This is a genomic window from Plantactinospora sp. KLBMP9567, from assembly GCF_033446045.1.
Taxonomy (GTDB): Bacteria; Actinomycetota; Actinomycetes; order Mycobacteriales; family Micromonosporaceae; genus Plantactinospora.
In genome coordinates this window covers 1-23,928 of record NZ_JAWQRR010000011.1, presented here as the reverse complement: position 1 = coordinate 23,928, position 23,928 = coordinate 1, and the positions used below count along the sequence as shown (strand labels likewise).

Below are 23,928 nucleotides of genomic sequence, written 5' to 3'. Positions count from 1 at the left end.
GTCCGTGCCGGCCTTGGGAGAAGCGTTCAATCCGTACGCCACGACGTCGTGCGGCGATCGGTGAGGCGCTGGCGGCGGCCGACGGGTCGGGTGCTGCTGACCGAGGCGGCGCCGCTGGCCCGGTACCGGTTGGACGGCCCAGCGGCCGAGTCCGCTTCGGGGTACGCCCGGACGACCTCACCGAACTCGACTGCGGCAGCGAAAGTCCGCCACGAGCTGCGCAAGGGCATCGTCACCCTGCGGTACCCCGACGCCGACCCGACGTGCCACCCCTGGCCGAGCTGGTCCGGCTCCTCCTCGGGCTGCGCCCCACCGTCACGGTCTACCTCATCGACCGGTTGGCAACGCCGGAGACCTCCGGCCCGCCAGCACCGCCTCAACGGCGGCGAGTTCCGCTTCCGTTGCGGCACGGAGGTCCTGGAAGTAGTCCGGGTGTCGCCGGATCTCCTCCTCCTGGATCTTCACCTCGGCGGCGTGCCACACCTCGACCAGGTCTGTCTGCTCCTCGCAGCGAACAACAGCGACAGCCACCGCTCTCTCCTCGCTCGACGCGGTGCTCTCTTCGTTCGACGCGGTGGCCTCCTCGTTCGACGCCGCGGCGGCGTCATCCGCCCACCATCGTGGATCGGACATGGCCGCGAAGGGGTCCTGATAGTCGAAACCCAGGTTGCGGACGCAGTCCCGCCAGGCGTCCATCGCCACCACGACGCGCTGTTCACGCTGGGAATCGTCCAACGACGCGCGGTCCAGCTTCCGCAGCAGATCCAGGTCCGCGCTCTTCTCCGGCCGGAGCCGGGTGGCCGCCTCGCGTCCGCACCCGTCCGCACCGAAAACCGCGGACTGCTGGCTCTCGCTGAGGGCGTTGTCGCGCCGGTCGTACCGCTGTTCGACATCCAGCGGCGTGAGCAGCCCAGCTGGGACGTGGAAGCCGAACCGCTCGGCGATGCGCATCTCGATGACGCCGTACCGTCGGCGGTTTCTCAGGTCCTTCAGGTCCGTGGGCCGCTCAATGATCTCCCAGTCGTGTCCCCTCGCCGCCATACATTCCTGGGTGAGCACATCCTGGGCGTTCGCCATGATGTACAGCCCGGCCAGCGAGAGCGTGTAGGCGTCGAACGGTAGGCGCAGGTTCTCGACCTCAGCGGTCGGCGGGAAGGGCTCGACGTCCTCCGAGGACCGCGGTGACGCAGGTGCGGCACAGCCGGCTACCAGGAGGGTAACGACAAGAATTCGTGCCGATCGCAGAATCATTCTCGCTCCAATGTCGCCAGGTGCTGGCACACCGGTTCTCCCCGTGTGCCAGCACCTGTGTACGCGGATCACTCAGGAACTCGGTCGGTCGCTACCTCAGACTCGCTTGAGGGAGCTGGCCTTGTTCGAGAAGTCGTTGTTACCGAAGTTCGAGTCGTAGGAATTGGCCTGCGCGTAGTAGGTGCTGGAGCCCCCGCACCCCGGAAGGTCCCACATCCTGACGGCGTGGCTCCGGTAGTTGCGCATAGCATTCGCGTCGTTGTTGATCCCGCTCGACAGGTTGAGACAGGTAGTGGTGGGGGCGAACCGGAACTCCCCGTCTCGATAGCCGTTGGTCTCGTAGAGGCAGAACGTGTTGGCGGGGCAGTCGGCGAAGGCGGGACCCGCGGCGACACCGACGGAGAGGACGGAGATGGCAGCAGTCGCGAACACTGCCACGATCTTGTGCTTCACGTGATACGTCTCCATTCCGAGCTGAGGCTCGTTGTGGGTCGATCGATGTGCCAAGCGTGCCACGGGTGCTCGGAATGGTCGTTGACGCGCGGTACACATTGTCTTGACAATGTGTCCACCCGTGTGGCTCGATCTTCGAGGTGCCACTCCGGCGGGCCCAGCCATCGGCAGGTTGGGGCCGGGGCTCTGATGTCACAAATCCTCTGTCCGGCGCGTCGAGATATGGTGATGAGGCGACCGCTCTATTGATCGTTGACGGGGGACGTTGATGATGGAGACTGTCACATTCCAGACTGAGGACTTTCCTGCGGCCGATCGGTTTGCGATCTGGTGCGAACGAATGACCCAACTGATGGGGCCGATGGAAATGGCGAGCGAGCATGCCCCTGACTTCCAGGCGCGGGCGCGGGTACTGCAACTTGGCGCCCTACAGGTGTGGCCCATGGCGCTTCAGCCGATGCAGTTTCGGCGAACGGTACGGCTGCTCCGGGAGTCCGCGTCCGAGCGGTACCACATCTCGCTGGTCCTCAGCGGAGCGCTCGACGTGCGCCAGGACGGCAAGCATGCCGTACACGGCCGACACGACCTGTCTGTCGTTGATCTGTCCCGGCCCTTCGACTGTCGTCTGATCGGCGGCGGGCACCTGGCCATGATCGGAGTCGAGATCCCCAAGGTCCTGTTGCCGCTGCCCGAGCAGAGGGTCGAGAAGCTCCTGGCGCGGCGATTGCCGGGGAAGGGCGGAATCGGGGCCCTGCTGGTGGGGGTCATTACCCGGCTCTGTGGGGAGACCGACGGCTACCGACCGGCGGACGGCCCACGACTGGGCGGGGTCCTGATCGATCTCTTGTCGGCGTTGTTGGCCCACACGCTCGACGCCGAGAACGTACTTCCATCGGAGACCCATCGCCGGACCCGGGCGCTGCGGATTCGGGCGTTCATCCAGCGACGCCTCCACGATCCGGGGCTCACTGTCAGCACCATCGCTGCCGAGCACCACATCTCCGTCAGTTACCTGCACCGGCTGTTCGAGACGGAGGGCGTCACCGTCGCGGCGTGGATCCGTGAGCAGCGCCTTGGACGGGTTCGTCGGGACCTCGCCGATCCGGCACTGGCCACCACTCCGATCCACGAGGTAGCCAACCGTTGGGGCTTCGCCGACCCCGCGACGTTCAGCCGGACCTTCCGCTCGGTCTACGGCATATCTCCCAAGGACTACCGTCGGCGACATACCCAGGGTGGACGCCCGTCGCCAGATCACCGGGAGCTGTTGCGCCAGGGCACGGCCTCGGCAAGGTTGGCGAGGTAGGCGATCGTGTCTGGCAGTGTGACCGTCAGAGCCGGTCGATCTCGGTGAAGTCGATGTCGAGATCGAAGGGTACGGCCAGGTTGAGCCGGATGGAGGAAGATGCTGGTCGGCGGGTTGCGGGTCCAGCGGTAGGCTGCGGTGGTGCCGGCCGGTCGGCAGACTGATTTCCGACCTTGTTACGGGTGGCATCGATCCGACACTTGCGAATAACGTTGCCGTGTGTCGCATTCGGGCCGCGCAGAGTGGCGGGCATGCATCCGGGACGATCGGGCCGGAATCCGCGGTGCCGGCATCGTCCTCGGCGACCGGCACGTGCTGACCTGTGCACACATTCTCCTTCCGGCGACCCACGACGAGCCGGGTGGCGCCCACAGCAGACCGTCCCGGGACTTCGAGGTGGAACTCGTCGGGCACCGTCCCGGCGTACCAGCGGTCCGGGCCGGGGTGGTCGACGGCTGCTGGAAACCGCCGCAGGACGACCAACGGGCCGACCTGGCCCTGCTCGGGCTCGCCGAGGCGCTGCCGTCCGACACTGGTCCGGTACTGCGCCGGCTGCCGTCCGGTGCGCGTCGCGCGGTACGGATGTTCGGTTTTCCCGCGACGGTCCCGACCGGGCTCTGGGCCCGGGCCCGGCTCGCCGGGGACGGCGGGCCCGGCGGTGAGTGGATCCAACTCGACTCCGAGCCGACCGGTCCCGCCGTGGAGACCGACCACGTGCTGGGGATCGTGGTCAGTTACCTCGCCGGCCGGGGCACGGCACTGTCCTGGATGATCCCGGTCGAGACGATCATCAGATACCTGCCCCGGGTGCGGGAGTGGGTCAGCGGCGACTCGGCGGTCGACGCGAGCTTCGCCGCGCCGGTCGGCCCGGCGGTCACCGACGAGACGGTTGTCCGGCAGCTCACCGACTTCCTCGCTCCCGGCGCCCCGCCGGACTCCCGGATCATCGTCACCGCGCCGGGTTCGGCGGCACACGCCGCACTGCGCGACGTCGTGCTGCGGAGCAGCCGGGAGTTCCGGCCCACCGACCGGGGCGGGCCGGCGCCGGCACCAGCCGCCGGGGAGTCCCCGGCGGGCCGGATCGACCTGGCGCTCGACGTCTCGGGCCGGACGGTGGACGAGGTGAGCGGCCGGATCGTCAACTGGATGAGCGTCGGTGCCGACCCCGAGAAGTCGCTGGCCGACAGCATGGCCGGCGAGCCGCCGCCGATGAACCTGGTGCTCGACGGCGTGGACCGGGCGGCCGACCCGGCGGCGCTGGTCGCCGAGGTGGTGCGCCCCATCGCCGACCGGGTGGCCGGACGCGACCTCCGGCTGCTGCTGGTCTTCCACGACGACCACGCGCCGAGCCTCGGGTACGCCGCGCTCGAACTGCTGGCCGCCCGGGTCGCCGACGTACGGGCCGCGGAACAGGCTGCCCGGGAACGGTACGCGTACGTCGCCGGGCGGGTCGGGCCGGTACCGGCGCCGTCCTCGCACGAGCCGGGGCTGCGGCTGCGACTGACCGCGCTGCGGGCGGCCGCCGCCCGGCCCGGCGACACCCCGCTGCTGCCCGGCATCGAGTCGTGCCGGCGGAAGGCCGACCGGGCACTCGACGCCGCCAGGCAGGCCCGCCGACAGATGGAGGCGCTGCTCGACGACCGCGACCGGTTGCGGGACCGGCTCGACGGTTACCGGGCCGGCGTACCGGCGCCGCTGCGGGAGGACCGGGAGCTGACCGGGCTCTACCGCGAGGCCCACGAGGCGCTCTGGCACGGGCCGGCCGACCTGGCGGCCTGCGCGGTGCTGGTCGACCGGTACGCCGCGGTGATCCGGCGGCGGGTCGCCGAGGCGGAGGACCGTCGCCCCGATGATCGTCGTCCCGCCGAGGTGGATGATCCAGGACCGCGCGACGGTCGGGACGAGCGGCCGGGGGCGGTGCGGTGACGGAAAGGTGCAACCGCCCGGGCTGCACCGGGACGGTGGACGAGACCGGCTTCTGCGGCACCTGCGACCGGCGTCCGCTGCCGACCCCGGCTGCCGGCCCGCCGCCCGCTCTCACCGGCTCCACGGCCTCCGGCGGCTCGTCCTGGCTGGTCGGCGGCCTGGTGCCGATTCCGGAGTTGGAGCCCGCCGACCCGGTCAGCCGGCTGCGCGGCGACACCGAGGTACCCGAGTCGAGCCGGTTCTGCGGCCACTGCCAGGCCGAGGTCGGCCGGGGATACGCCGGCCAGCCCGGGCTGCTGGAGGGATACTGCGGCAGGTGCCGCGCACCGTTCTCCTTCGTGCCGAAGTTGCGCCGGGGTGACCTGGTGGCCGACCAGTACGAGGTCGACGGCTGCCTGGCCCGGGGCGGCCTCGGCTGGGTCTACCTGGCCCGGGACACCCACCTGGACGACAACCGGGTCGTCCTCAAGGGACTGATCACCAACGACGAGGCGGCGCTCCGGCTGGCGGTCGCCGAACGCCGCTTCCTGACCACCATCGAACATCCGAACATCGTCCGGATCTTCAACTCGGTCACCCACCACGATCCGCGTACCGGCGAGCGGGCCGGCTACATCGTGATGGAGTACCTCAACGGGCAGTCGTTGCAGGACGTGCAGGAGGCCGCCGCCCGGGGTACCGCGCCGTTGCCGATCGAGCACGTGCTCGCGTACGGGCACGAGATCCTCGCCGCGCTGGAATACCTGCACGGCAAGGGCCTGCTCTACTGCGACATGAAGCCGGCGAACGTGATCCGCTGCCCGGACCGGATCAAGGTGATCGACGTCGGCGGCGTACGCCGGGTCGACGACCGCGCCAGCCCGGTGGTGGGTACGGACTTCTTCCAGGCCCCACCGGACGAGATCCGGCGGTACGGCCTGACCGTCCGGTCGGACATCCACACCGTCGGCCGGACGCTCCAGGTGCTCTTCGAGGTCAGCGAGGAGGGGCGCCGGGCGGCCCCGGCCGACCCCGACGGGATCGCGTTCGGCGTGGAGTCGTTCGTCCGACTGGTCAACCGGGCCGTCGCCGGACACGACCGCCGGTTCGCCACCGCGGCGGAGATGTCCCAGCAGCTCAAGGGGGTACTCCGGGAGGTGCTGTCGCTGCGTACCGGCCGGGCCCACCCGGTGCGGTCGGCGGTCTTCGCCCCGACCCCGGTGCTGCTGGACGGCGGGCTCGGCGCCGTACCGGGGCTGGACGGCTGGATCCGGGGCACGAGCGGGCTGCTCGACGTCGCGCCGCCGTCGCCGTCCTGGGCGGCCGGCGGGCTGCCGCTGCCGATCGTGGACCCGGACGACGAGGCGGTGGACCTGCTGGCGACCGCGGGGGCGGCGGACCCGCGCGGGCTGATCGAGAAGCTTGCGAACTCCGGTCTGCGCTCGGTCGAGGTCCGGCTCGCGCTCTGCCGGGCGTACCTGGAAGCCGGTGATCCGGACAGCGCGGCCGGCTCTCTGGACGCGGCGGTCTCCGGCCTCGGCGCCCGGGCCGACCACGACTGGCGGATCCGCTGGCACCGGGGCCTGCTCGGGCTGGCCCGCGCGGACGTGTCGACCGCCGAGACCGAGTTCGACGCCGTCTACTCCGACTGCCCCGGCGAGATCGCCCCGAAGCTCGCCCTCGGCTTCTGCGCCGAACACCTGGCGGAATACGCCCGGGCGACCCGCTGCTACCGGGCGATCTGGCAGCGGGACCGGAGTGAGGGCAGTGCCGCCTTCGGGCTGGCCCGGCTGCGGCTGCGCGAGGGCGACCGGGCCGGCGCGGTGGACATCCTGGACGAGGTGCCGAGGGAGACCCTGCACTACGAGCGGGCCCGGGTGGCGGCGATCCGTATCCTCTGCGGCCGGCTGCCGTCCGGTCGGCCGACCCCGGGCGACATCGCCGAGGCGGTACGCCGGCTGCCCGCACTGCACCTCGACGGCGGCAACACGACCGGGGAGGCCCGGGACAGGTTGACGGCGCTGGTCCAGACGGCGGCGCTCGGCGTGTTGGAGGGCGGTACCGGGAACGGCCTCGGCAACGGCGGCGAGGTGCTCGGGTCGAAGCCGACCGAGCACGACCTCCGGCGGCGGCTGGAGCGGTCGATGCGGGTGCTCGCGACGCAGGCCCGGACGATCCAGGACCACGGCGCGCTGGTGGACCTCGCCAACGCGGTACGGCCGAGGACCCCGTGGTGAAGCGGAGCGTGGTGAATCCGACTGTGCTGACGATCCGATGGGAGGTGCCGGTGTGACGCCAGGACCCGGCGGGGGGCCGCCGCACGCCTTCGGGCTGGAGGTCGTGCAGAACCCGTACCGGTCGATCGCGGACACCGGGATGGCGGTCGTGCTCAGGGTGACGGCGCGGTCCCCGGCCGAGGCGGCGGCGCCGGCGCCGAGTTCGGCCGGGGTGGTGGTGCTGGTCGACTGCTCCAGTTCGATGGGCTATCCGCAGGCCAAGATGACGGCGGCGAAGCAGGCCACCCGGGCGGCGATCGACACCATCCGGGACGGCAGCAGTTTCGCCATCGTCGCCGGCACCGACACCGCCCGGATGGTCTACCCCGAACGAGCGACGACGGCGGTCGCCGGCGACAGCACCAGGGCGGCGGCGAAGCGGGCCACCGGGCACCTCTACGCCGGCGGCGGTACCGCGATGGGGCGTTGGCTGCGGCTGGCGGACCAACTGCTGGCGCCGTACCCGGATCTGGTGCGGCACGTCATCCTGCTGACCGACGGCCGCAACGAGCACGAGACTCCGGAACAGCTCGAAGAGGTGCTGGCCGGCTGCGCGGGCAACTTCGTCTGCGACGCCCGGGGCATCGGCGAGGACTGGGACCACCGGCAGTTGCTGCGGATCGCCTCCGTGCTGCGTGGCACGGCCGAGGCGATCGGGCAGGTCGACGAGCTGGTCGCCGACTTCCGGTCCATCATGGACAGAGCGATGGGCAAGCAGGTGGCCGACCTGCGGATCCGGCTCAACACCGCCCCCGGCGTACGGGTCCGGTCGGTACGCCAGGAGACCCCGACGCTGGCCGACCTCACCGAGCACGCGACCGTGCTGGACGACCGGACCACCGAGTTCTACACCGGCTCCTGGACCGGCGACGAGAGCCGCGACTTCCTGGTGGACCTGGCGATCGGCTACGGGTCGAACGGTGACCGCCCGCCGCTGGAGGAGGAGGTCCGGGCGGCCCGGGTGGACCTGCTGATGGCGGGCGAGCGGTGCGCCGACCCATGGCCGATCGTGCTGCGCTGGACGGACGACCCGGTGGCGCCGACCCGGATCGAGCCGCTGGTCGCCCGGCACCTGGGGCAGGAGGAACTGGGCGACGCCGTGGCCGCCGGCTGCGACGCCCTGGAGGCCGGGGACCGGCAGACCGCCGAGGCGCAGCTCGGGCTCGCCGTCGGGCTGGCGGAGCGGCTCGGCAACACCGAGGTACTGCACCGGCTGGCCGGTCTGGTGGAGATCACCGGCGACTCCGACCGGCCGGTACGCCTGAAGGCGGACTGGACCAGGAGTGCACTGCTGCGGGTCGCGGTCAGCTCGGTGATGGTCGGGGGCGTGGAGCCACCGTGGGCCGCCCGCCAGCCCCGGCCCGCGCCGCAGTCTCCGCTGGCACCCGAGCCGGCGCCGGGGACCGGTGCCGCCGACCAGGTCTGTCCCTGCGGGCGGATCTCGCCGCCGGAGGCCATGGTGTGCGACGCGTGCCGCCGCCCGTTCCGCGAGCCGGCGGCCGGTGGCGAGGGGACCTGATGACGGCGGAGCTGGCGACGAGCAGTGCGGTGCGGCCGAGCACGACCCGGCGTACGCTGCTGCGGCTGCTCGGCTGCCTGCTCGGCGCGACCGTGCTGGTGCTGACCAGCTCGCTCGCCGTGGTCTGGGGCACCCACCGCACCGCAGAGACGGTACGCACCCGGAGCCTGCCCGCGGTGATGGAGCTGGCCGCGGTGCGTACCGCCCTGGTCCGGGCCGACACCGCGGCGATCACCAGCTTCCAGACCCGGCAGGCCGGACTCGTCGGGCCGGGCGAGGAATACCAGAACCAGATCGCCGCCGCCAGCCAGAGCCTGGCACAGGCGGCCGAGGACATCGGCTCCGGCGACACCAGCAGCCGGCAGATCCAGGTCGTGGAAGGGCTGCTGGTCACGTACATCGGCCTGATGGGGCGGGCGGACGCGCACTACCGGCAGAGCGGGCCGAGTGGCCTGGCCACCGCCTACGCCTGGTACGCCTCCCGGCTGCTGCACTCCGACGGCGGAATCCTCGCCCAGCTCGACACACTGCTGGCGGCGGAGAACGAGACGCTGGAGGCGCGGCTCTCGTCCGGGTGGCTGGCCCCCGGTACGACGCTGGTCTGGGTGCTGCCGGCGCTGCTCCTGCTGTACCTGCTCGTCCGTGCGCAGCTCTTCCTCCGCCGACGGTTCCGCCGGGCGGTCAACTGGGGCCTCGTCGCCGCCACGGTGCTGCTCGTCGCGCTCGCCGTCGGTACGTCGTTCGCGCTGGTCTCGAAGGAGCAGCTCGCCGACGCCCACGCGGAGCTGTCGGAGGTCCGCCGGCTGTCGGCGGAGCAGTCCGCCGGGGCCGATCACGAGGGCATCACTGCGCTCGACGGACTCCTCGCGGGCTTCTGCTCGCGGGCGGACGGATGCGAGGTGAGCAGCGACGTGTTCCGCGGCGGCTCCGAAGCCGGGTCTCCGGCCGCGCCGCTGTCTCCGGCCGCGTCCGCGAGGCCGATGGCAGACCGCGACGTGCTGCGCCGCGCGGCGGAGGTCGACGACCAGGCGGCGTTGGCCACCGGGGCGACCTCCGGCGCGTTCGTCGTACTGCTGCTGGCGTCGCCGATCGCGCTCTTCGTCTGGTGGGGGCTGCGGCCACGCATCGAGGAATACCGGTACCGGTCGAGATGAGACTCTCCATGCGACGCAAGCTTGTCGAGCTGGCCCTGCTGCCGGTGCTGGTCCTCGGGTTGGGCCTGGGCGGCTGCCTGGGGCAGCGCGACGAGGAGACGGTGACCGTGCTCGCCTCCTGGACCGGCGCCGAGGAGGAGAGCTTCCGAGCCGTGCTGGACGCGTTCACCGAGCAGTACGGCGTCGAGGTCGACTACCGGGGCACCCGGGCCGTACGCCAGATCCTCCTCGCCGAGGTACAGAAGGGCACCGCGCCGGACGTCGCGGTGCTGCCGACCCTGAGCGAGATGGCGGCGTACCTCCGACGGGGAGTGCTCCGACCGCTCGACGGCGACCCCGCGTCGTCGATGAGTCCGCAGTGGCGCAGGCTGGCCCAACTGAACGCGGGCGGCGGGCTGGACGTGGTGCCGATCAAGGCCGACCTGAAAAGCCTCGTCTGGTACCTGCCGGAACGGGCGCCGTTCGGCCCGGCGGGACCGCCGCGGAGCTGGGAGGCGCTGGTCGAGACCAGCCGGTCACTGGCGGCGGCGGGGAGGACGCCGTGGTGTCTGGGTATGAGCGCCACCCCGGGCTCCGGGTGGCCGGGGACGGACTGGATAGAGGACATCCTGCTGCACCGCTCCGGTGCGGCCACCTACGACGCCTGGTCGGCCGGTCGGCTCGGCTGGAACTCACCCGAGGTACGGGCGGCCTGGACGGAGTGGGGGCGGCTGGTCGACCACCCGGGGATGGTCCGGGGCGGCAGCGCCGCAGCCCTGCTGACCGAGTTCACCGACGCAGGCAAGCCGATGTTCACCAGGCAGCCCGGTTGCCTCCTCGAACACCAGGCATCGTTCGTGATCGGCATGCGGGCCGGCTACCCCGACGACGAGCCGGGCGGTGTCGTCCAGGCGGCGGACGTGCGAGGCGCGGACTACTTTCCCTTCCCGACCTTCGGCGGGGCGGACCCCGGCGCGGAAGGGCGGGACGGCTCGGTGGTGTCGGCCGACTTCGCCGGCCTGTTCAGCGACAGGCCGGTGGCCCGGCGCCTCGTCGAGTTCCTGGCCACGGACCAGGCCCAGCGGATCTGGCAGGACAGCAGCGCCGGCAGCTTCTTCTCGGTCAACCGGGAGGTGCGGCCGAGCGCCCCGGCCGAGCCGGCGTTCGCCAACCGGCCGGACCGACGGCCCGAGGTGAGCGAGAGGGTCGCGGAGACGCTGACGGCAGGCGAGCGTCCGCTGTGCCTGGACGCCTCGGACGTGATGCCGAGCGCGCTGGCGAACGCGTTCCAGCACGCCGTGCTGGAGTTTCTGCACGACCCGGACCGGCTCGGCTCCCTGTTGGAGGATCTCGAACGGCTCCGGGCCTCCATCGCCCCGGCCGAGTGGCTGCCGGGCGCGTGCAGCGGCCCGGAGTAGCAAGCTGTCCCACACGTATTCGGCGGCTGTCTTCTCGACCTGCCGGATGACCCGCTCAAGCTGTGGCTCGGTGAACTCTTGTTCCTGAAGCAGTGTGCGGAGAATTGCGATCTGCGCGGTGAAGGCGACGTCGGGTGCGATGTCGTCCGCGAGGTGGCCTCGCCGAGTACCGCTCGGATCATGCTCGGCATGGCGAGAACGGGAAGTCCGGACCCGTCCTCGTACCGCGCCCGCGTGTTCCGGACGAATGCGGCGATGTCCTGGATCCCTGCCCCGGAGCGCCGATCTGGGATCAGCCCAGGACGCTGGCGTACTCGCGAGCTGCGGCGGCGCTGCCCTGGATCATGGTGGCGGCCTCGGTAAGGCGCTGCTTGGTCTGCTCGGCGCGGTTGATGGCCTCGGCGATCTTCGGGTGGCCGGTGCCGGCAGCGACGGCACGAAGCCGGGCGAGGACCTGCTCGGTGTTCTCCATAGCGGAGCGGATCTGGATGAGGGTGGCGTTACCCTGGTCGGCAGCCTGAGCAAGTGCGGCCTTGACTTCCTCGATGCTGGCCATCGCGATCCTCCCCGGTTGCCGGCGGCGCGCCACCGGCACAGGTGGGCCTGGTCCGCCGTCCAGTTGCGTGGTCGACCGAACACTATCCGAGGGCGGTGGGTGGCGCAGCCCCGACGGGGCGCCGCTCGACGGATTGCTGCGTTAGCTACCGTCCCGTCGCACCGCTGCCTTCGGCGGTACCCTGTGGCCCGTGATCGGGGGGTCGGACGGGACGGTGGCGGCTCCACGAACGTGGACCCGTATGCCGCGCCGACGTCGTACGCTCGGCGCGGCGCTGCTGGAGGCCGTCGCGGTGCTCGGCACCTCGCTGCGGTTGCTGGTCCGGCACTGGCCGGTGCTGTTCGCGCTCTACTTCGCTGGCGCGGCGGCCCGGGAGTTCGTCGTACTCGGCGCGGTGCAGGTCAGCAAGATCAACGGTGTGCTGGGAATGCTGGTCGTCGTCCTGGGACCGATCGCCACCCTGATCGCGCTGGTGTTGATGCTGCGCGCCCTGCGTCCGTCCCTGCCGTGGCTCTCGGCCGCGACGACCGAGACGGCGGACATCGACTCAACCGAGGCGCCGGACATCGGAACGACCGAGGCAGCCGGAGTGGCAGAGGCAGGGGAGCTGGAGACCTGGCCGGTGGCTGACACGGGCGGTCGCCCGCCGCGTCGCAAGACACTCCTCGACCACCTGGGCAGTGCGCTGGTGCCCTTCCTCGCCGTCTACGCCTCCTGGGGATACCTCCAGGAGGATCTCACCAACTACCTCTACGAGGTCTTCGTCGACACCTACCTCGCCGATGCCGCCATCTTCACCGATCCTGGCCAGGTCGCCGAGAACGCGGACCGTCGCATGCCGCTCGACCTCACCGGCACGATCCTGGCGGTGGTGGCCGTCGCGGTGGTGCTGCGCTGGCTGCTCGGCAAGTGGCAGGAACGGTCCCGGATGGGCTGGCTCGGCATTCCCGGCGCCTACGTCGAGGTCATCTGGATCTCCGTCGTCGCCACCACGGTCGCGCAGGCACAGGACCCGCTGCTGCAATGGCTCCAGGAGCGCCGGATCGTGGGCTGGGCGCTGGACGCCTGGCACGCGCTGGTCGACCAACTCGGGCCGCTGTCCGGGCCGGTCCGGGCCGTCGGGGCGTTCCTGGTCGGTGCGGCCGGGTCGGTGCAGGTGGCCATCGTCGTACCGCTGGCCTGGCTGGCGGTCGGTGCGGTCGTCTACGGCCACCGGCTGACCCCACCTCCGCCGTCCGAGGCCGACCTGGTGGAACGGGCCGCCCGACGTTGGCGGGCGCTGCCCCGACCGGTACGCGCGGTCGGCGCGAACCTCGGCGCCGACCTCCGCGAGCGGTTCGGGCCGATGGTGCACAGCCTGCGGCTGATGGCCCGGGCCGGCCTGGCCCCGATGCTCTTCTTCTGCCTGGCCTTCCTGCTGGCCCAGACCGCCCGGGAGTGGCTGTGGGAGGCGGAGCGGATGATCATCGGCGGGCGGGACCTCCAGTCGATCTGGATGCCGCTCTCCGGGCGGCTGACACTGCTCAACGACGCGGTCGGCACCGTGCTGCTGGCCTGTCTGCTCGGTGCCGCCGTCGACCGGGTGCTGCGGATCCAGCCGCCGCCCTCGGCATCCGCCACCGGGACGTCGACCGCCGGGACGTCGGCAGGAGATCAGCCCGCCGGGATCAGGCGACCGGCAGCCGGGCGTAGCGCGGTCGCTGGGTCGCCTTGACGATCCGCAGCGCTACCGGGGTGGCCGGGCGGGGCAGCAGGAAGTACGCCTCCGCCTGCAACGACCGCTGTGCCGGGTCGTCCGCGACACATCGGGTGACCGGCAGCCGCGCGCCGCTCAACTCCGGCGGGTTCGCGCTGAACAGCCGCCCGTCGCCGTCCTCGAGATAGGGCAGGCAGCCGATCAGCGCCTCCGGGGTGGAAAGCTCGAACACCAGCGTCGCCCGCCAGACGCGTACGCCCTCCGGCAGGGTGACCGGCCGGCTGCCGCGCGCCGGTACCGAGGGCGCCTCGACCAGCTCGACCAGGCGGATCCGGGCACCGGAGAACTCCACCCACCCGTCGGCTCCGACACCGATCGGCTCCAGGTACTCCGCCCGGGAATAGCGCTCGTAGCCGTCCTTGACGCCCGGACCGAGGGCCAGGACGAGGGCTGGCAACAGGGCCAGCAGACCCCATCGGTTACGCCGCCACCAGCCGACCTGTCCGGTGCCCGAGTCGCCGGAAGCAGCCGGTGCGGTGGTCACGGGCTCCGAGAACGGGCTCGCGGCCCCCGGGGCGGCGGCAGCGGGGGCTGACGGAGGGACGGCCGCAGCATTCGGCGGCGCGGCGGGGCTGGGCGACGGCGCGGTGGCCGGGCGGGGCGGTTCGGTGGTGGGGGCGGCGGCCGGTGGCGGGCCGGGCTCGACCACGGGCAGCACCGCCGTCTCGACCTCGGCGTACCGCAGGATCACCGTCGGCGGGCCGGTCCACGGCGGGGGTGGGGCGAGTGGGTCCCGCCGGGGCGGTACGGGCGGTGCCGGGGCGAGTGCGTCGAGGCCCTGACCGGACGGGACCGGCGGTGGCTGGGTCACGGCGCCACCGCCCGCGCGCTCGCCAGCGGTACCGGTGCCGGAGCATCCGCCCACTCGTCGACCCGCGACCGGTCCACCGTGGGCAGCGGTACCTCGGCCAGGTCGTCCATCCGGATGTCGATCTGCTGCTGGGCGAAGTACGCGGAAAGCCGGGTCGCCGCGTCCCGGGGTACCTCGAAGGCGAGGTCACCCTCGACGGGTATTCCCGGCTGGAGGACCCGGCCGGCACCGACCAGCGACTGGGTGAACCGGGTGGTGGCCCGGAACTCCCGGTCCCGCTGGTCGCGCAGGGCCGAGTACCCGATGCTGGTCGCCTTGTCCCGGGTAGCCAGGCGGACCCGCAGGACGATCCAGACACCTGCCGTGTCGTACGACTGCCCGCCGTTGGACACCTTTGCGGCGCCCCGGACGTCCAGCACGGTCGCGTCGAAGACCCGGGTCGACACCGTCTCGCCGAACCTGCCCGCCTGGACGAACGGCCGCTCCCGGGCCTCGGCACCGCCGCCGTTGATCGGCCGCCAGTTGGCGATGGCCCCGCCCACCGCCAGTGCCGCGAGGATCAGGGTGCCGGCACCGGCCCGGAGGCCCATCCGCTGTACCCGGCCGGGCGGCGCCCGGTGACTGCCGACGGAGTCGGGATCCGGGTGCTGGGTCGGTACGGTCATCCGGCCCTCCGGTCCTGCACCGGCACCTCGACCTCGGCCCGGCGCTCGGGGTCGAGCCACTCCCAGGTGTCGCCGATGGTGTCGAGGCGGCGCGTCGTACCCCAGACCTGCACCTTCACGCTCTTCGGCGCGGGGGTGCTGTCGTCCTGCTCCCAGAGGAACGCGAGCCGTTCGGGCAGGCCGGGATTGAGATAGGTCGGCTTGCTCCCGTCGCGTACCAGCAGGACCTGGCTCGGCCGCTCCTCGGCGATCCCGGCCACGCCGCTCAACCGGATCGCGTCGTCGAAGTCGGCACGGCTCTCGTCGGCGGTGTTCTCGATCGTCGCCAGTACCGTGAACCAGCGCTTGCCGTCGCGGAGGTAGAGCGTCGGCAGCTTGCCGACCAGCCGGCCGCCGGTCACCGTGACGCTCCACGGCCCGCCGTCGACCGCCTTGCCGACCGCGACCGTCGGTACCTCGGGCTTGGCCACCGTCTCCAGGCCGCCGAACAGGCCCGAGGCGGCGAGCCCGGCCACCCCGGTGCCGAGCCCCAACCAGCGCAGTGGCACCGCCAACAGTCGGGCAGCCAGTCCCGATCGGCCCGCTCCCGGCCCCCCACCGTGGTTCGACACGGTTCCGGAGCATAGGCACTGGTCGCTGATCGGGCCAGTGCGGCGCGGTCGATCCCAGGGGGTGGGCGCACAGACGGGGCAGTTCGACAGCGCGGCCCGGAAGGTCCCCCGGCCAGGAGTGGTAAGCGTCGAATAGCCTTGCGTTCCTTACAGCTGTCGTGCCAGGATCGTTCGCGATGAGCCAGCCAACCGCCGCCACCTCGCAGGCCGCCCCGCCGCCGGTAGCGGTCGACGCGTCCGCGCGGCGGATCCTCGGACTTGCCCTGCCCGCGCTGGTGGTGCTGGCCGCCGAGCCGCTCTACGTGCTGGTCGACACCGCCGTGCTCGGGCACCTCGGGTCGGTGCCGCTCGCCGCGCTCGCCGTCGGCGGCCCGGTGATGACCCTGGTCGTCTGGATCGGCACCGTCACCGCGTACGGCACCACCGGGCGGGCGGCCCGCCGTTTCGGGTACGGCGACCGTGCCTCCGCCGTTGCCGAGGGCGTCCAGTCATCCTGGCTCGCCCTCGCCGCCGGTCTGCTGCTGGCGGTCGCCATGCAGTTCGTGGCCGGCCCGCTGGCGCGTACCGTCGCGGGTGGCGGCTCCCCCGAGGTGGCCGACGGCGCGGCACTCTGGCTGCGGATCGCGGCCATCGGCGCCCCCGGCCTGCTGCTCGCGGCGGCCGGCAACGGCTGGATGCGCGGCGTGCAGGACACCCGCCGGCCGCTCTGGTTCGTGCTCGGGCCGAACCTGCTCTCCGCGCTGCTCTGCCCGCTGCTGGTCTATCCGGCCGGGCTCGGCCTGGCCGGCTCGGCGATCGCGAACGCGGTCGCGCAGACCCTCTCCGGGGTGCTCTTCGCGGCCGCGCTGGTTGCCGAGCGGGTGCCGCTGGCGCCCCGGCCCCGGATGATCGGCCGGCAACTCGTGCTCAGCCGGGACCTGCTGATCCGGGGCGCCGCCTTCCAGGCCAGTTTCCTCTCCGCGACCACCGTGGCGGCCCGGTTCGGGGTGGCCGCCGTCGGGGCACACCAGATCGCCCTGCAACTCTGGTTCTTCACCGCGCTGCTGCTCGACGCGCTGGCCATCGCCGCCCAGGCGCTGGTCGGGGCGGCGCTCGGGGCCGGCGACGGTGCCAGCGCCCGGCTGCTGGGCCGGCGGATCGCGATCTACGGCGGCATCTGCGGCGTCGCCTTCGCGATCATCATCGGCGCCGGTGCCGGGATCGTGCCGAGCTGGTTCAGCGACGATCCGCAGGTACGCGAGCAGGCCATGGTCGCCTGGCCGTGGTTCGTCGGAATGCAGCCGCTGGCCGGTGTCGTCTTCGCGCTCGACGGAGTGCTGATCGGCGCCGGTGACATCCGTTTCCTGCGCAACCTGACCGTGGTCTGCGGGTTCGGCGTCTTCCTGCCGGCGATCTGGCTCACCTTCGCCCTCGACCTTGGCCTCGGCGGCATCTGGGCCGGGCTCACCCTCTTCATCGTGGCCCGGCTGATCGGCCTGCTGCTCCGGATGCGTTCCGGCCGCTGGGCCGTACTCGGCGCCACCCGGTGAGTACAGCCGTCGGCGGCTCCTGCCGAAACTTGCCCACTGACCGAGAACCGTCGGAGTGACAGGTGCAGGTAGCCTGCCAGGACGAGTAGGACCCTGAATCGGGGGAGTGACGGTGGGACGGCGGGAGCGGTGCGTGGTGACACATGCGTGACGATTCTCCCCGCTGGGAAGAGGTCAACCCGAGCAACTTTCCGCACGAGAGGGACGGCCTGCGGGAGCTCGCCTCTTACCTGCCAGACGCCCACCCGTACCACGTCTGGGCCAATGTCGAGTTCGTGGGCACGGACGGGTCGATCAACGAGATCGACGCGCTGGTGCTCACTCGCAGTGGTCTGTACGTGGTGGAGCTGAAGCACTGGCAGGGCGTGATCGAGGGCAGTGGCACCCACTGGACCCGGCAGCTGCCGAACGGCCGGACGTTCCCGGAGGACAACCCGTACATCCTGGCGAACCGTAAGGCGAAGCGGCTGGCCAGCCTGATCAGACACTACGCTCCCAGGAACGCGCAGGTTCCGTACGTCGGCGGGACCGCAAGATCAATCAGCTGGTGCTGAAGGACTCCCGCCCAGTTGCGGAAGGGCTCGGCTGGCAGGACTTCCTCGCCGAGCACACCCTGAACGCCTCGGTAGTGCGGCGAGTGCGCTTCTATCTGACCAGCCGCGCGGCCGAAGACGAGATCCCCGGTATCCGAAAGGCCGCCGAGCGGGAGTTCCGGTTGCTCCAGGGGATTCACCATCCGGGAATAGCCCGAGCGGTCGACCTGGCCGAGCACGCCTGGGGTCCGGCGGTCATCTTCGACCACCAGCCGGACTGGGTACGCCTCGACCAGTGGCTGATCGAGCGAGGAAGCCGGCTGCAGCTGGCGCAGCGGTTGCAGCTGCTCCAGGACCTCGCCGAGATCATCGACTACGCACACGCCCGGCGGCTGGCCCACCGGTCGCTACATCCCCGGGCGATCTTCGTCGACCGTCCGGAGGCGGCCCGTCCCTCGTTGGTGGTGACCGACTGGCAGACCGGAACCCGGACGGCGGCCACCTCGCTGACCCAACTCGGTTCATCCACCGACCCGGCGACACTCACCATGTTCTTCGATGACGAGGTACGCCGCTACCAGGCGCCCGAGGCGGCGAACATGACCCGCTCGCTCGGGCACCAGCTCGATGTCTTCTCGCTCGGCGTGCTGGCGTACCGGATCTTCGCTGACCGGGAAGCGGCGCCGACCCCGGAGGCGCTGCTCGCCGCGGTCACCGTCGGCGGGCTGCACCTGGACGCGGCCGCGGACGGCATGCCGAAGTCCCTGGTCGACCTGGTCTACGACGCCACCCGGGGCGATCCGGCGCAGCGCCTAGCCAGCGTGGCCGAGTTCCGGGGCCGGCTGGAGGACGTCTGGGAGGAACTGACCGCGCCCGAGCCGGAGCCGGTCGTCGACCCGCTGTCTGCGCACAAGGGCGACGTGCTCGACGGCGGCCTGACCGTTGTGGCGCGGCTCGGCAGCGGCGCCACCGCGACCGCGCTGCTGGTGACCCGGCCGGACGTGGACGGCAAGCCGCTTGTGTTGAAGGTCGCCCGGGACGAGCAGCACCGGGAGCGGTTCGCTGCCGAGGCCGCGACCCTGGACAAGATCCGGGACTGGCGGGTGGCCGCCCTGGTCGCCGGGCCGATCGTGGTCGGCGGCCGGACCGCACTGCTGATGGAGTCGGCCGGGGAGCGGACCCTCGCCGAGGAGCTGCGTGGTGGCCGGCTCGCCCTCGAACTGTTGGAACGGTACGGCCGTGACCTGCTGGAGATCGTCGCGGTGCTGGACAGCTACGGGATATGGCACCGGGACATCAAGCCGGCGAACCTGGCGGCCCGCGCGCGTCCCTCGGACAAGCAGCAACACCTGTGCGTCTTCGACTTCTCGCTGTCGGCGACCCCGGCCGACCAGCTCTCCGCCGGCACCGTCACCTACCTGGACCCGTTCCTCGGGCCACCGCGCCGGCTTCGCTACGACGCCGCCGCCGAGCGGTTCGCCGCTGCGGTGACGCTCTACGAGATGGCGACCGGCACCCTGCCCCGGTGGGGCGACAACGCCAACCCGGCGGTGATCAGCGAGGAGGTCAGCCTCGACCCGACCTCCTTCGACCCGGCGGTGGCGGACCGGATGGTCGGTTTCTTCGCCCGGGCGCTGGCCCGGGACGACGCCGGCCGGTTCGACACGGTCGACGAGATGACCGACGCCTGGCGGGCGATCTTCCGGGAGATCCCGGACCCGGACGAGAGGTCCGGGCAGCCTGGCGGCCGGGTCGAGGCGTTGCACCGGGGCTCTCCGCTGGAGGTCGCCGGGCTGACCGCCCGGGCCCGGTCGGCGTTGGAGCGGCGCGGTGTGCACACCGTCGGGCAACTGCTCGACGCCAACCAGTCGGAGCTGATCAGGGCCAGGGGCGTACCGGACGCCACCCGCAAGGAGATCCTGGCCCAGGCCCGATCGCTCCGGGCCGAGCTGGCGGTGATCGAGTCCAGGGTCGCGGAGCAGGGCGGAACTGCCGGATCGGTGACCGGGGACGCTGCCGGTACCGCCGGAATCGAGGAACTTTGTGCAGCGCTGCTGCCCGCCGAGACCAGCCGGAACCGGGCCCAGCGGACGGCGCTGCGGGTGCTGCTCGGCCAGGCAACCGGTGACGGTGACAGCTATCTGCACTGGCCCACCCAGAGCGAGGCGGCGGCCCGGGTCGCCGGGCAGAGCCAGCCACAGGTCTCGAACAGCTGCGGACCCTGGACCCGCCGGTCCTGATGCCGCCGCTGTCCGACGCGCGGCTGTTACAGCTCGCCGCGGCCGGTAGCAACGGCGAGGCGGACGTCAACGTTCAGGGCCAGCTCTACCCGGTCGGGATGCCGGCCGCGCGGGCCCTGCGGCTGGCTGCCGGAGGGCTGATCGGCCAGTCACTCACCGTCGACGAGCTGCGCAAACGGGTATGGTCCCGGTTCCCCCGCGCGGAGGAACTGCCCGGTCGGCCGCGGCTGGACGAGGTGCTGGCCGAGTGCGAGGTACCGCTGGTCTGGCTACCCACACAGCGCCACTACGGTCGCCCCGAGTCGAGGATGACGGTCGGTGGCGGCACCCGGATGACGAACACGGTCGCCCCGATCCTCGGTCCGGATGCCACTGCCGAGGCGCACGCCAAACTTGTCGGCGCCATCGAGCGGCGGGGCTTCCTGGTCGTGAAGACGTCGATGCGGCGGCTGACGGCGGCCCGGCGGGCGCTGCTGTCCCGGCTCGGCCTCACCGAGGTGGACGTCACCGCGATCCTGCTGGACCGGTTGCGGGCGCTCGGCTACCCCTGGGATGCGATCGTCGCCGCCGACAACGGATCGCCAGCCGACGCCGACTTCCGCAGCCTGGTGGACCTGGTACGACACGAGGTCGTACCGGCGATCGGCGAGGCGTTGGCGGCGGCCGACGGGCCGGCGCTGCTGACCGAGGCGGCGCCGCTGGCCCGGTACGGGCAGATGCGGGTCGTCCAGGAGTTGGCCGACCCGACGCGCCCCCGGCCGGCGGCCCGGCTGCTGCTGCTTCCGGTGCGCAGACCGGAGGCGGCGCTCTTGGACGGTGAGCCGATTCCGCTGGTGTCCCCGGCCAGCCAGGCGCTGTGGCTGCCCGACACCTGGCTCACCCCGCCGTCGCTGCCGACCTCGCGGAGGGGCGTGCACTGTAGACGGATAAGGGACTGTGAGCGGGTTCGAGGCGCTGGACGCGGCGGACGAGTGGCTGCGGCTGTGCTACGGTGGCGGCACCGGGGCAATTAGCTGAGTCGCCGATCCTGCCCACCCCGCCAAACATGACGGTGCTGACCGCGTTGCAGGAGCGCTCTCAGCCAGGTCACTGACCACTTCCGCCGGGCCGATATTTTTCGCCGGTCCAAGCACCAGCAACATCGAACATCCCGCCTCAGACGGCCTTGAACACCTCATCGAGATGCCATTCAAGAAACTCGCGATATGGCCGGTCCTGCTGCCTCTGGGGTACGCCGATCAACTCTCCGGCACGAGCGTAAAATTGTTCGCCGTTACCGAAGTCAGCACGCAGCCGCCGACTTACTAACAGTCGGTGTTTCGGGTCGACTCCGAGGTAGCCCTGGTCGTAGAGAGTGTGCACGTCCGAGCGGAGAAGTAGGCCGTTGTCGAGGCGGTGCTCGCCACCCTCGGTCAGCGGTCGAATATGCGCGGCCTGCAAAACGGGTCGAATCTTGTCCCCGGTAATGGCACACCGCCGGTTATACGCCCCGAGCACAACCGCCTTGAACGACTGCTGCCCAAGGCGCCGGGGCGCAAGTCGCGGGTCCCCGAAGGCAGGTCCAGGGCGATGCCACGGTTCGCTGAGATCAATCTCAACGGCAGTGCCGAGCAACCGGCCAATCAACACATCGAAGTAACCGCCGAATGTTTCCTGACTGAGATCGTATCCCTTTCCCTGGACGATGCTGGGGGCGAACTCTGGTGGAGCATTGCCGGGTAGGTCGGCAGGAAAAAAGACGGTATCCCTGACGAGGACACACCCAATTTCCGGGTCGTCGTACGGTCCGAGCGGTGCTTGCCGATACTGGCCGACGGCACGTCGCATGCTGTCGAGGCTGTCCGCCCCATTGCCCTCCCCGAAAAGCTCCCATGCTTCGGAGATCCGGAGTCTGACAAATCCACTGTAGAAGCCGCCGCCGACTACCCGGTTATGGGGGTACTTCGACTTGAAGAAGAAAGGCTCGCCTTCGGTCAGCACCTTGAACGGCTGAGTGCTGGACGGTCGCCAGAAGTTCACCTCGTTGATCGTCGGCCGGGCCGCGAGGAAGCGGTACCACTTCTCGTCAGTGACCCCCAGATACGCCTTCATCGTGGATGATTATGTTACTGGCAACGCCGAACATCAAGAGCCAACTTCACATGAAGGATCCCTTCCACGGCTTGCCCCCTGATAAGTCACTCGTCGAGTCACCCGCCGGGCAAAGTCGCATAGAAACCGCAGCTCAAGGCAGAGCTAGCATCGATAGAAGATAACAACGCTCGACCCCTCGACCATCCCGACTGCATGCTTGGCCCCCCACCACAGCTCGCCGCTTGCCACCAGTTCGTGGGGCGGTCGGCTTGTACGGGTTGTCCGTCCCGGCCCCTGGTCACGCCCTGCTGTCGTATTCGCCGATGAGGGCTGCGGTAGTAGGGCGGGGTGACCTCGGCCCGGGAAAGAGCGCGCCCGCACAGGTTCGAGCCGGGGTCACCCGTCCATGTCCTGGCCGGCCTCCGCAAGGTTGATGAAGAGGTGGCGCTACTTCTCGTCGCTGCGCTGGGTCGGTCGGTTCTCGGCGATCCAGGCGGCTACGGCCTCCCGCGACCAGATCCGACCTGTGGCGATGGTGTCGAGCGGGGCCGGGAATCCGGACCGGGCCACGATCTCGGAGGCGCGTTGCCGGCTGACTCCGCCCAGCATCTGCTGGATCTCCGACATGCCCGCGAGCCTCATGAGTCCGAACGTACGGACTTGACATACAGCAGGTGCGTCAAGTTGACGGGGCTGACATGAGTAAGGGGACGGGTCAAGATTGGGGGAACGGCGGCGCGGCTTGTTGAGCTGGGCTCGCAGGCGGTGTCCAGCCTCGTCCTGGCCGGTCGGATCACCCTGTCTCCCAGGCGCCGACCGGCCAGGACCGACCCAGCCGAGTTCCTCGAATTGATCAACAAGACAGCGTGGTCCATCTGAAGTGGTCCATGTCCTGCTCCAACGTCGGGAAGGTTGGTGAAGGTGGTGGGTTTTCTGCTCTGGTTGGTGTTCCGGAGAGGCCGGTAGCCGCTGCGGCGGCTCAGGCCGGCGTGCCGGTCGGGGACGTACCGGCCGCTGATGCCGTCCCAGGTGCGGACCCGCCGTTTCACCCCGGTCGGCTTCGGTGGGCGAGGAGTCGACCCGGACGAGGTCGCCCAGTTCCTCGACCAGGTCGCCGGTGACCTGGCGCGGGCGTACACCGAATTGGCGAGCGTCCGGAAGCAGAACGCCCGGATCAAGGACGCCCTGCGGCGCTGGCGGTCCCGGCCGACCCCGACCGCACACGAACTGGCGGGGCGCTGATGTCCGAGCGGTACGTCGTACACGTGCCCTTCGCCGCGCCGACCCCGGCGACCGCCCGCATTCTCGCCCGGACGGCGGCCCGCACCCTGGCCCGGTTGCCGCAGGTCGACGTCGCCGAGGCGACCGTCTCGGCCGAGGACGACCAGATCGTGCAGTCCCGGCTCTTCTGCGACCGGCTGCTCGGCGGCGGCCGGCGCTGCGCCCTGCGCGCCGAACACCAGACCCCGTGCACGCCCCTCGCGCCACCCGACCATCTGGAGGCGGACGGGACCGGAACGACGGACCGGAGGACGTCGGAGCCAGCGCGATGACCGGGCCGGTTCCGGCCGGGCCGCCGGTGCTGCCCTGCCGCGAGTGCGACGGCATGACCTTCACCCTCGTCCCGTGCCGCTGCACCTACTACGGGAACAAACTGCTGGTCAGGGAGGAGGATCGAACGCCCGGGGAGCCCGGACCCGTTGCAGGGTCTCGACCTCGTCGAGCACCAGGAGCAGGCCGGGATGGCCGCTGTCCCAAAGCACGGTGAGCAGTCCGCGCAGGAAGTTGAGTGCCGCGTAGTGGTCCAGTTCGCCCTTGACACCCGCGGGGCGCCGGACCGCCGCCGCGACGTGGGGTTGCCCGCCGAGCCAGGCGGGCAACCCCACGGCGACC

General features: G+C 71.2%; 22 protein-coding genes. 13 read left to right on the top strand and 9 right to left on the bottom strand.

The annotated features are described in order from the left end of the window. Nucleotides 1-327: 327 nt before the first annotated feature. A complete protein-coding gene (locus R6Y94_RS08880) occupies nt 328-1,251 on the bottom strand; it encodes a hypothetical protein (RefSeq protein WP_318395311.1) in 924 nt (307 codons plus the stop codon). Nucleotides 1,252-1,347: 96 nt separating this feature from the next. After that, complete coding sequence (locus R6Y94_RS08875; protein WP_318395310.1) at nt 1,348-1,704, bottom strand: peptidase inhibitor family I36 protein; 357 nt, start codon at nt 1,702-1,704, stop codon at nt 1,348-1,350. A gap of 340 nt (nt 1,705-2,044) precedes the next feature. Here R6Y94_RS08875 and R6Y94_RS08870 point away from each other — a divergent pair, with 340 nt between their 5' ends. From R6Y94_RS08870 to R6Y94_RS08845, 6 genes are all read left to right on the top strand, one after another. Further along, nucleotides 2,045-3,010 carry a helix-turn-helix domain-containing protein gene (locus R6Y94_RS08870; RefSeq protein ID WP_318395309.1) on the top strand — a complete coding sequence of 322 codons (966 nt, stop codon included), beginning with the start codon at nt 2,045-2,047 and terminating at the stop codon, nt 3,008-3,010. A gap of 219 nt (nt 3,011-3,229) precedes the next feature. Next, nucleotides 3,230-4,936 (top strand): hypothetical protein, encoded by a 1,707-nt coding sequence (locus tag R6Y94_RS08865; protein WP_318395308.1) that lies wholly within the window; start codon nt 3,230-3,232, stop codon nt 4,934-4,936. 35 nt (nt 4,937-4,971) lie between these two features. Next, nucleotides 4,972-7,152: a serine/threonine-protein kinase gene (locus R6Y94_RS08860; RefSeq protein WP_318395307.1), complete on the top strand. Its 2,181-nt coding sequence runs from the start codon at nt 4,972-4,974 to the stop codon at nt 7,150-7,152. Between the two features lie 52 nt (nt 7,153-7,204). Next, nucleotides 7,205-8,710, top strand: a complete 1,506-nt coding sequence (locus R6Y94_RS08855; RefSeq protein ID WP_318395306.1) for a vWA domain-containing protein — start codon at nt 7,205-7,207, stop codon at nt 8,708-8,710. Then, the gene (locus tag R6Y94_RS08850; protein ID WP_318395305.1) at nt 8,710-9,864 is read left to right on the top strand and encodes a hypothetical protein; all 1,155 of its coding nucleotides are present in this window, start codon (nt 8,710-8,712) and stop codon (nt 9,862-9,864) included. The genes R6Y94_RS08855 and R6Y94_RS08850 overlap by 1 nt, the downstream gene beginning before the upstream one ends. An 8-nt stretch (nt 9,865-9,872) precedes the next feature. Beyond that, nucleotides 9,873-11,261, top strand: a complete 1,389-nt coding sequence (locus tag R6Y94_RS08845) for an ABC transporter substrate-binding protein (protein WP_318395304.1) — start codon at nt 9,873-9,875, stop codon at nt 11,259-11,261. Between the two features lie 292 nt (nt 11,262-11,553). Here R6Y94_RS08845 and R6Y94_RS08840 read toward each other — a convergent pair whose 3' ends face one another. Next, complete coding sequence (locus R6Y94_RS08840; protein WP_318395303.1) at nt 11,554-11,817, bottom strand: hypothetical protein; 264 nt, start codon at nt 11,815-11,817, stop codon at nt 11,554-11,556. 241 nt (nt 11,818-12,058) lie between these two features. Here R6Y94_RS08840 and R6Y94_RS08835 point away from each other — a divergent pair, with 241 nt between their 5' ends. Continuing rightward, nucleotides 12,059-13,531: a hypothetical protein gene (locus R6Y94_RS08835; RefSeq protein ID WP_318395302.1), complete on the top strand. Its 1,473-nt coding sequence runs from the start codon at nt 12,059-12,061 to the stop codon at nt 13,529-13,531. On the opposite strand, the gene R6Y94_RS08830 is transcribed toward R6Y94_RS08835, so the two are convergent. From R6Y94_RS08830 to R6Y94_RS08820, 3 genes are read right to left on the bottom strand one after another with little or no spacing between them, the layout of a single operon-like run. Beyond that, the gene (locus R6Y94_RS08830; RefSeq protein ID WP_318395301.1) at nt 13,485-14,384 is read right to left on the bottom strand and encodes a hypothetical protein; all 900 of its coding nucleotides are present in this window, start codon (nt 14,382-14,384) and stop codon (nt 13,485-13,487) included. The genes R6Y94_RS08835 and R6Y94_RS08830 overlap by 47 nt on opposite strands. Further along, nucleotides 14,381-15,049 (bottom strand): hypothetical protein, encoded by a 669-nt coding sequence (locus R6Y94_RS08825; protein ID WP_318395300.1) that lies wholly within the window; start codon nt 15,047-15,049, stop codon nt 14,381-14,383. The genes R6Y94_RS08830 and R6Y94_RS08825 overlap by 4 nt, the downstream gene beginning before the upstream one ends. Continuing rightward, nucleotides 15,046-15,597: a hypothetical protein gene (locus R6Y94_RS08820; RefSeq protein ID WP_318395299.1), complete on the bottom strand. Its 552-nt coding sequence runs from the start codon at nt 15,595-15,597 to the stop codon at nt 15,046-15,048. Before R6Y94_RS08820 ends, R6Y94_RS08825 begins: the two co-directional genes overlap by 4 nt. A gap of 239 nt (nt 15,598-15,836) precedes the next feature. On the opposite strand from R6Y94_RS08820, the gene R6Y94_RS08815 reads away from it, so the two are divergent. The 4 genes from R6Y94_RS08815 (at nt 15,837) to R6Y94_RS08800 (ending at nt 20,975) form a co-directional block, all read left to right on the top strand. Beyond that, nucleotides 15,837-17,189: an MATE family efflux transporter gene (locus tag R6Y94_RS08815; protein WP_318395298.1), complete on the top strand. Its 1,353-nt coding sequence runs from the start codon at nt 15,837-15,839 to the stop codon at nt 17,187-17,189. A 143-nt stretch (nt 17,190-17,332) separates the two neighbouring features. Next, a complete protein-coding gene (locus R6Y94_RS08810) occupies nt 17,333-17,743 on the top strand; it encodes a nuclease-related domain-containing protein (RefSeq protein WP_318395297.1) in 411 nt (136 codons plus the stop codon). Beyond that, a complete protein-coding gene (locus R6Y94_RS08805; RefSeq protein WP_318395296.1) occupies nt 17,737-19,962 on the top strand; it encodes a protein kinase domain-containing protein in 2,226 nt (741 codons plus the stop codon). Before R6Y94_RS08810 ends, R6Y94_RS08805 begins: the two co-directional genes overlap by 7 nt. Further along, on the top strand, nt 19,962-20,975 hold the full coding sequence (locus R6Y94_RS08800; protein ID WP_318395295.1) for a hypothetical protein: 1,014 nt from the start codon (nt 19,962-19,964) through the stop codon (nt 20,973-20,975). Before R6Y94_RS08805 ends, R6Y94_RS08800 begins: the two co-directional genes overlap by 1 nt. Nucleotides 20,976-21,117: 142 nt before the next feature. On the opposite strand, the gene R6Y94_RS08795 is transcribed toward R6Y94_RS08800, so the two are convergent. Further along, nucleotides 21,118-22,053, bottom strand: a complete 936-nt coding sequence (locus tag R6Y94_RS08795) for an HNH endonuclease (protein WP_318395294.1) — start codon at nt 22,051-22,053, stop codon at nt 21,118-21,120. A gap of 429 nt (nt 22,054-22,482) precedes the next feature. Next, on the bottom strand, nt 22,483-22,677 hold the full coding sequence (locus tag R6Y94_RS08790; RefSeq protein WP_318395293.1) for a hypothetical protein: 195 nt from the start codon (nt 22,675-22,677) through the stop codon (nt 22,483-22,485). A 327-nt stretch (nt 22,678-23,004) separates the two neighbouring features. Here R6Y94_RS08790 and R6Y94_RS08785 point away from each other — a divergent pair, with 327 nt between their 5' ends. Together R6Y94_RS08785 and R6Y94_RS08780 are read left to right on the top strand one after the other, a co-directional pair. Then, complete coding sequence (locus tag R6Y94_RS08785) at nt 23,005-23,277, top strand: DivIVA domain-containing protein (RefSeq protein WP_412102722.1); 273 nt, start codon at nt 23,005-23,007, stop codon at nt 23,275-23,277. After that, nucleotides 23,277-23,588, top strand: coding sequence for a hypothetical protein (locus tag R6Y94_RS08780; RefSeq protein WP_318395291.1), 312 nt, complete (start codon nt 23,277-23,279; stop codon nt 23,586-23,588). The genes R6Y94_RS08785 and R6Y94_RS08780 overlap by 1 nt, the downstream gene beginning before the upstream one ends. Nucleotides 23,589-23,696: 108 nt before the next feature. Here the strand turns inward: R6Y94_RS08780 and R6Y94_RS08775 are convergent. Then, a partial coding sequence (locus R6Y94_RS08775; protein ID WP_318395290.1) for a BREX system ATP-binding domain-containing protein occupies nt 23,697-23,928 on the bottom strand: 232 nt, incomplete at its 5' end.

Excerpts from the sequence above, each read along its gene's own strand:
- R6Y94_RS08810 (WP_318395297.1), top strand. The coding sequence starts at position 17,333 with ATGCGTGACGATTCTCCCCGCTGGGAAGAGGTCAACCCGAGCAACTTT.
- R6Y94_RS08800 (WP_318395295.1), top strand. The coding sequence starts at position 19,962 with ATGCCGCCGCTGTCCGACGCGCGGCTGTTACAGCTCGCCGCGGCCGGT.
- R6Y94_RS08870 (WP_318395309.1), top strand. The coding sequence starts at position 2,045 with ATGACCCAACTGATGGGGCCGATGGAAATGGCGAGCGAGCATGCCCCT.
- R6Y94_RS08840 (WP_318395303.1), bottom strand. The coding sequence starts at position 11,817 with ATGGCCAGCATCGAGGAAGTCAAGGCCGCACTTGCTCAGGCTGCCGAC.
- R6Y94_RS08845 (WP_318395304.1), top strand. The coding sequence starts at position 9,873 with ATGCGACGCAAGCTTGTCGAGCTGGCCCTGCTGCCGGTGCTGGTCCTC.
- R6Y94_RS08790 (WP_318395293.1), bottom strand. The coding sequence starts at position 22,677 with ATGAGGCTCGCGGGCATGTCGGAGATCCAGCAGATGCTGGGCGGAGTC.
- R6Y94_RS08815 (WP_318395298.1), top strand. The coding sequence starts at position 15,837 with ATGAGCCAGCCAACCGCCGCCACCTCGCAGGCCGCCCCGCCGCCGGTA.
- R6Y94_RS08795 (WP_318395294.1), bottom strand. The coding sequence starts at position 22,053 with ATGAAGGCGTATCTGGGGGTCACTGACGAGAAGTGGTACCGCTTCCTC.
- R6Y94_RS08850 (WP_318395305.1), top strand. The coding sequence starts at position 8,710 with ATGACGGCGGAGCTGGCGACGAGCAGTGCGGTGCGGCCGAGCACGACC.
- R6Y94_RS08780 (WP_318395291.1), top strand. The coding sequence starts at position 23,277 with ATGTCCGAGCGGTACGTCGTACACGTGCCCTTCGCCGCGCCGACCCCG.
- R6Y94_RS08880 (WP_318395311.1), bottom strand. The coding sequence starts at position 1,251 with ATGATTCTGCGATCGGCACGAATTCTTGTCGTTACCCTCCTGGTAGCC.
- R6Y94_RS08835 (WP_318395302.1), top strand. The coding sequence starts at position 12,059 with ATGCCGCGCCGACGTCGTACGCTCGGCGCGGCGCTGCTGGAGGCCGTC.
- R6Y94_RS08825 (WP_318395300.1), bottom strand. The coding sequence starts at position 15,049 with ATGACCGTACCGACCCAGCACCCGGATCCCGACTCCGTCGGCAGTCAC.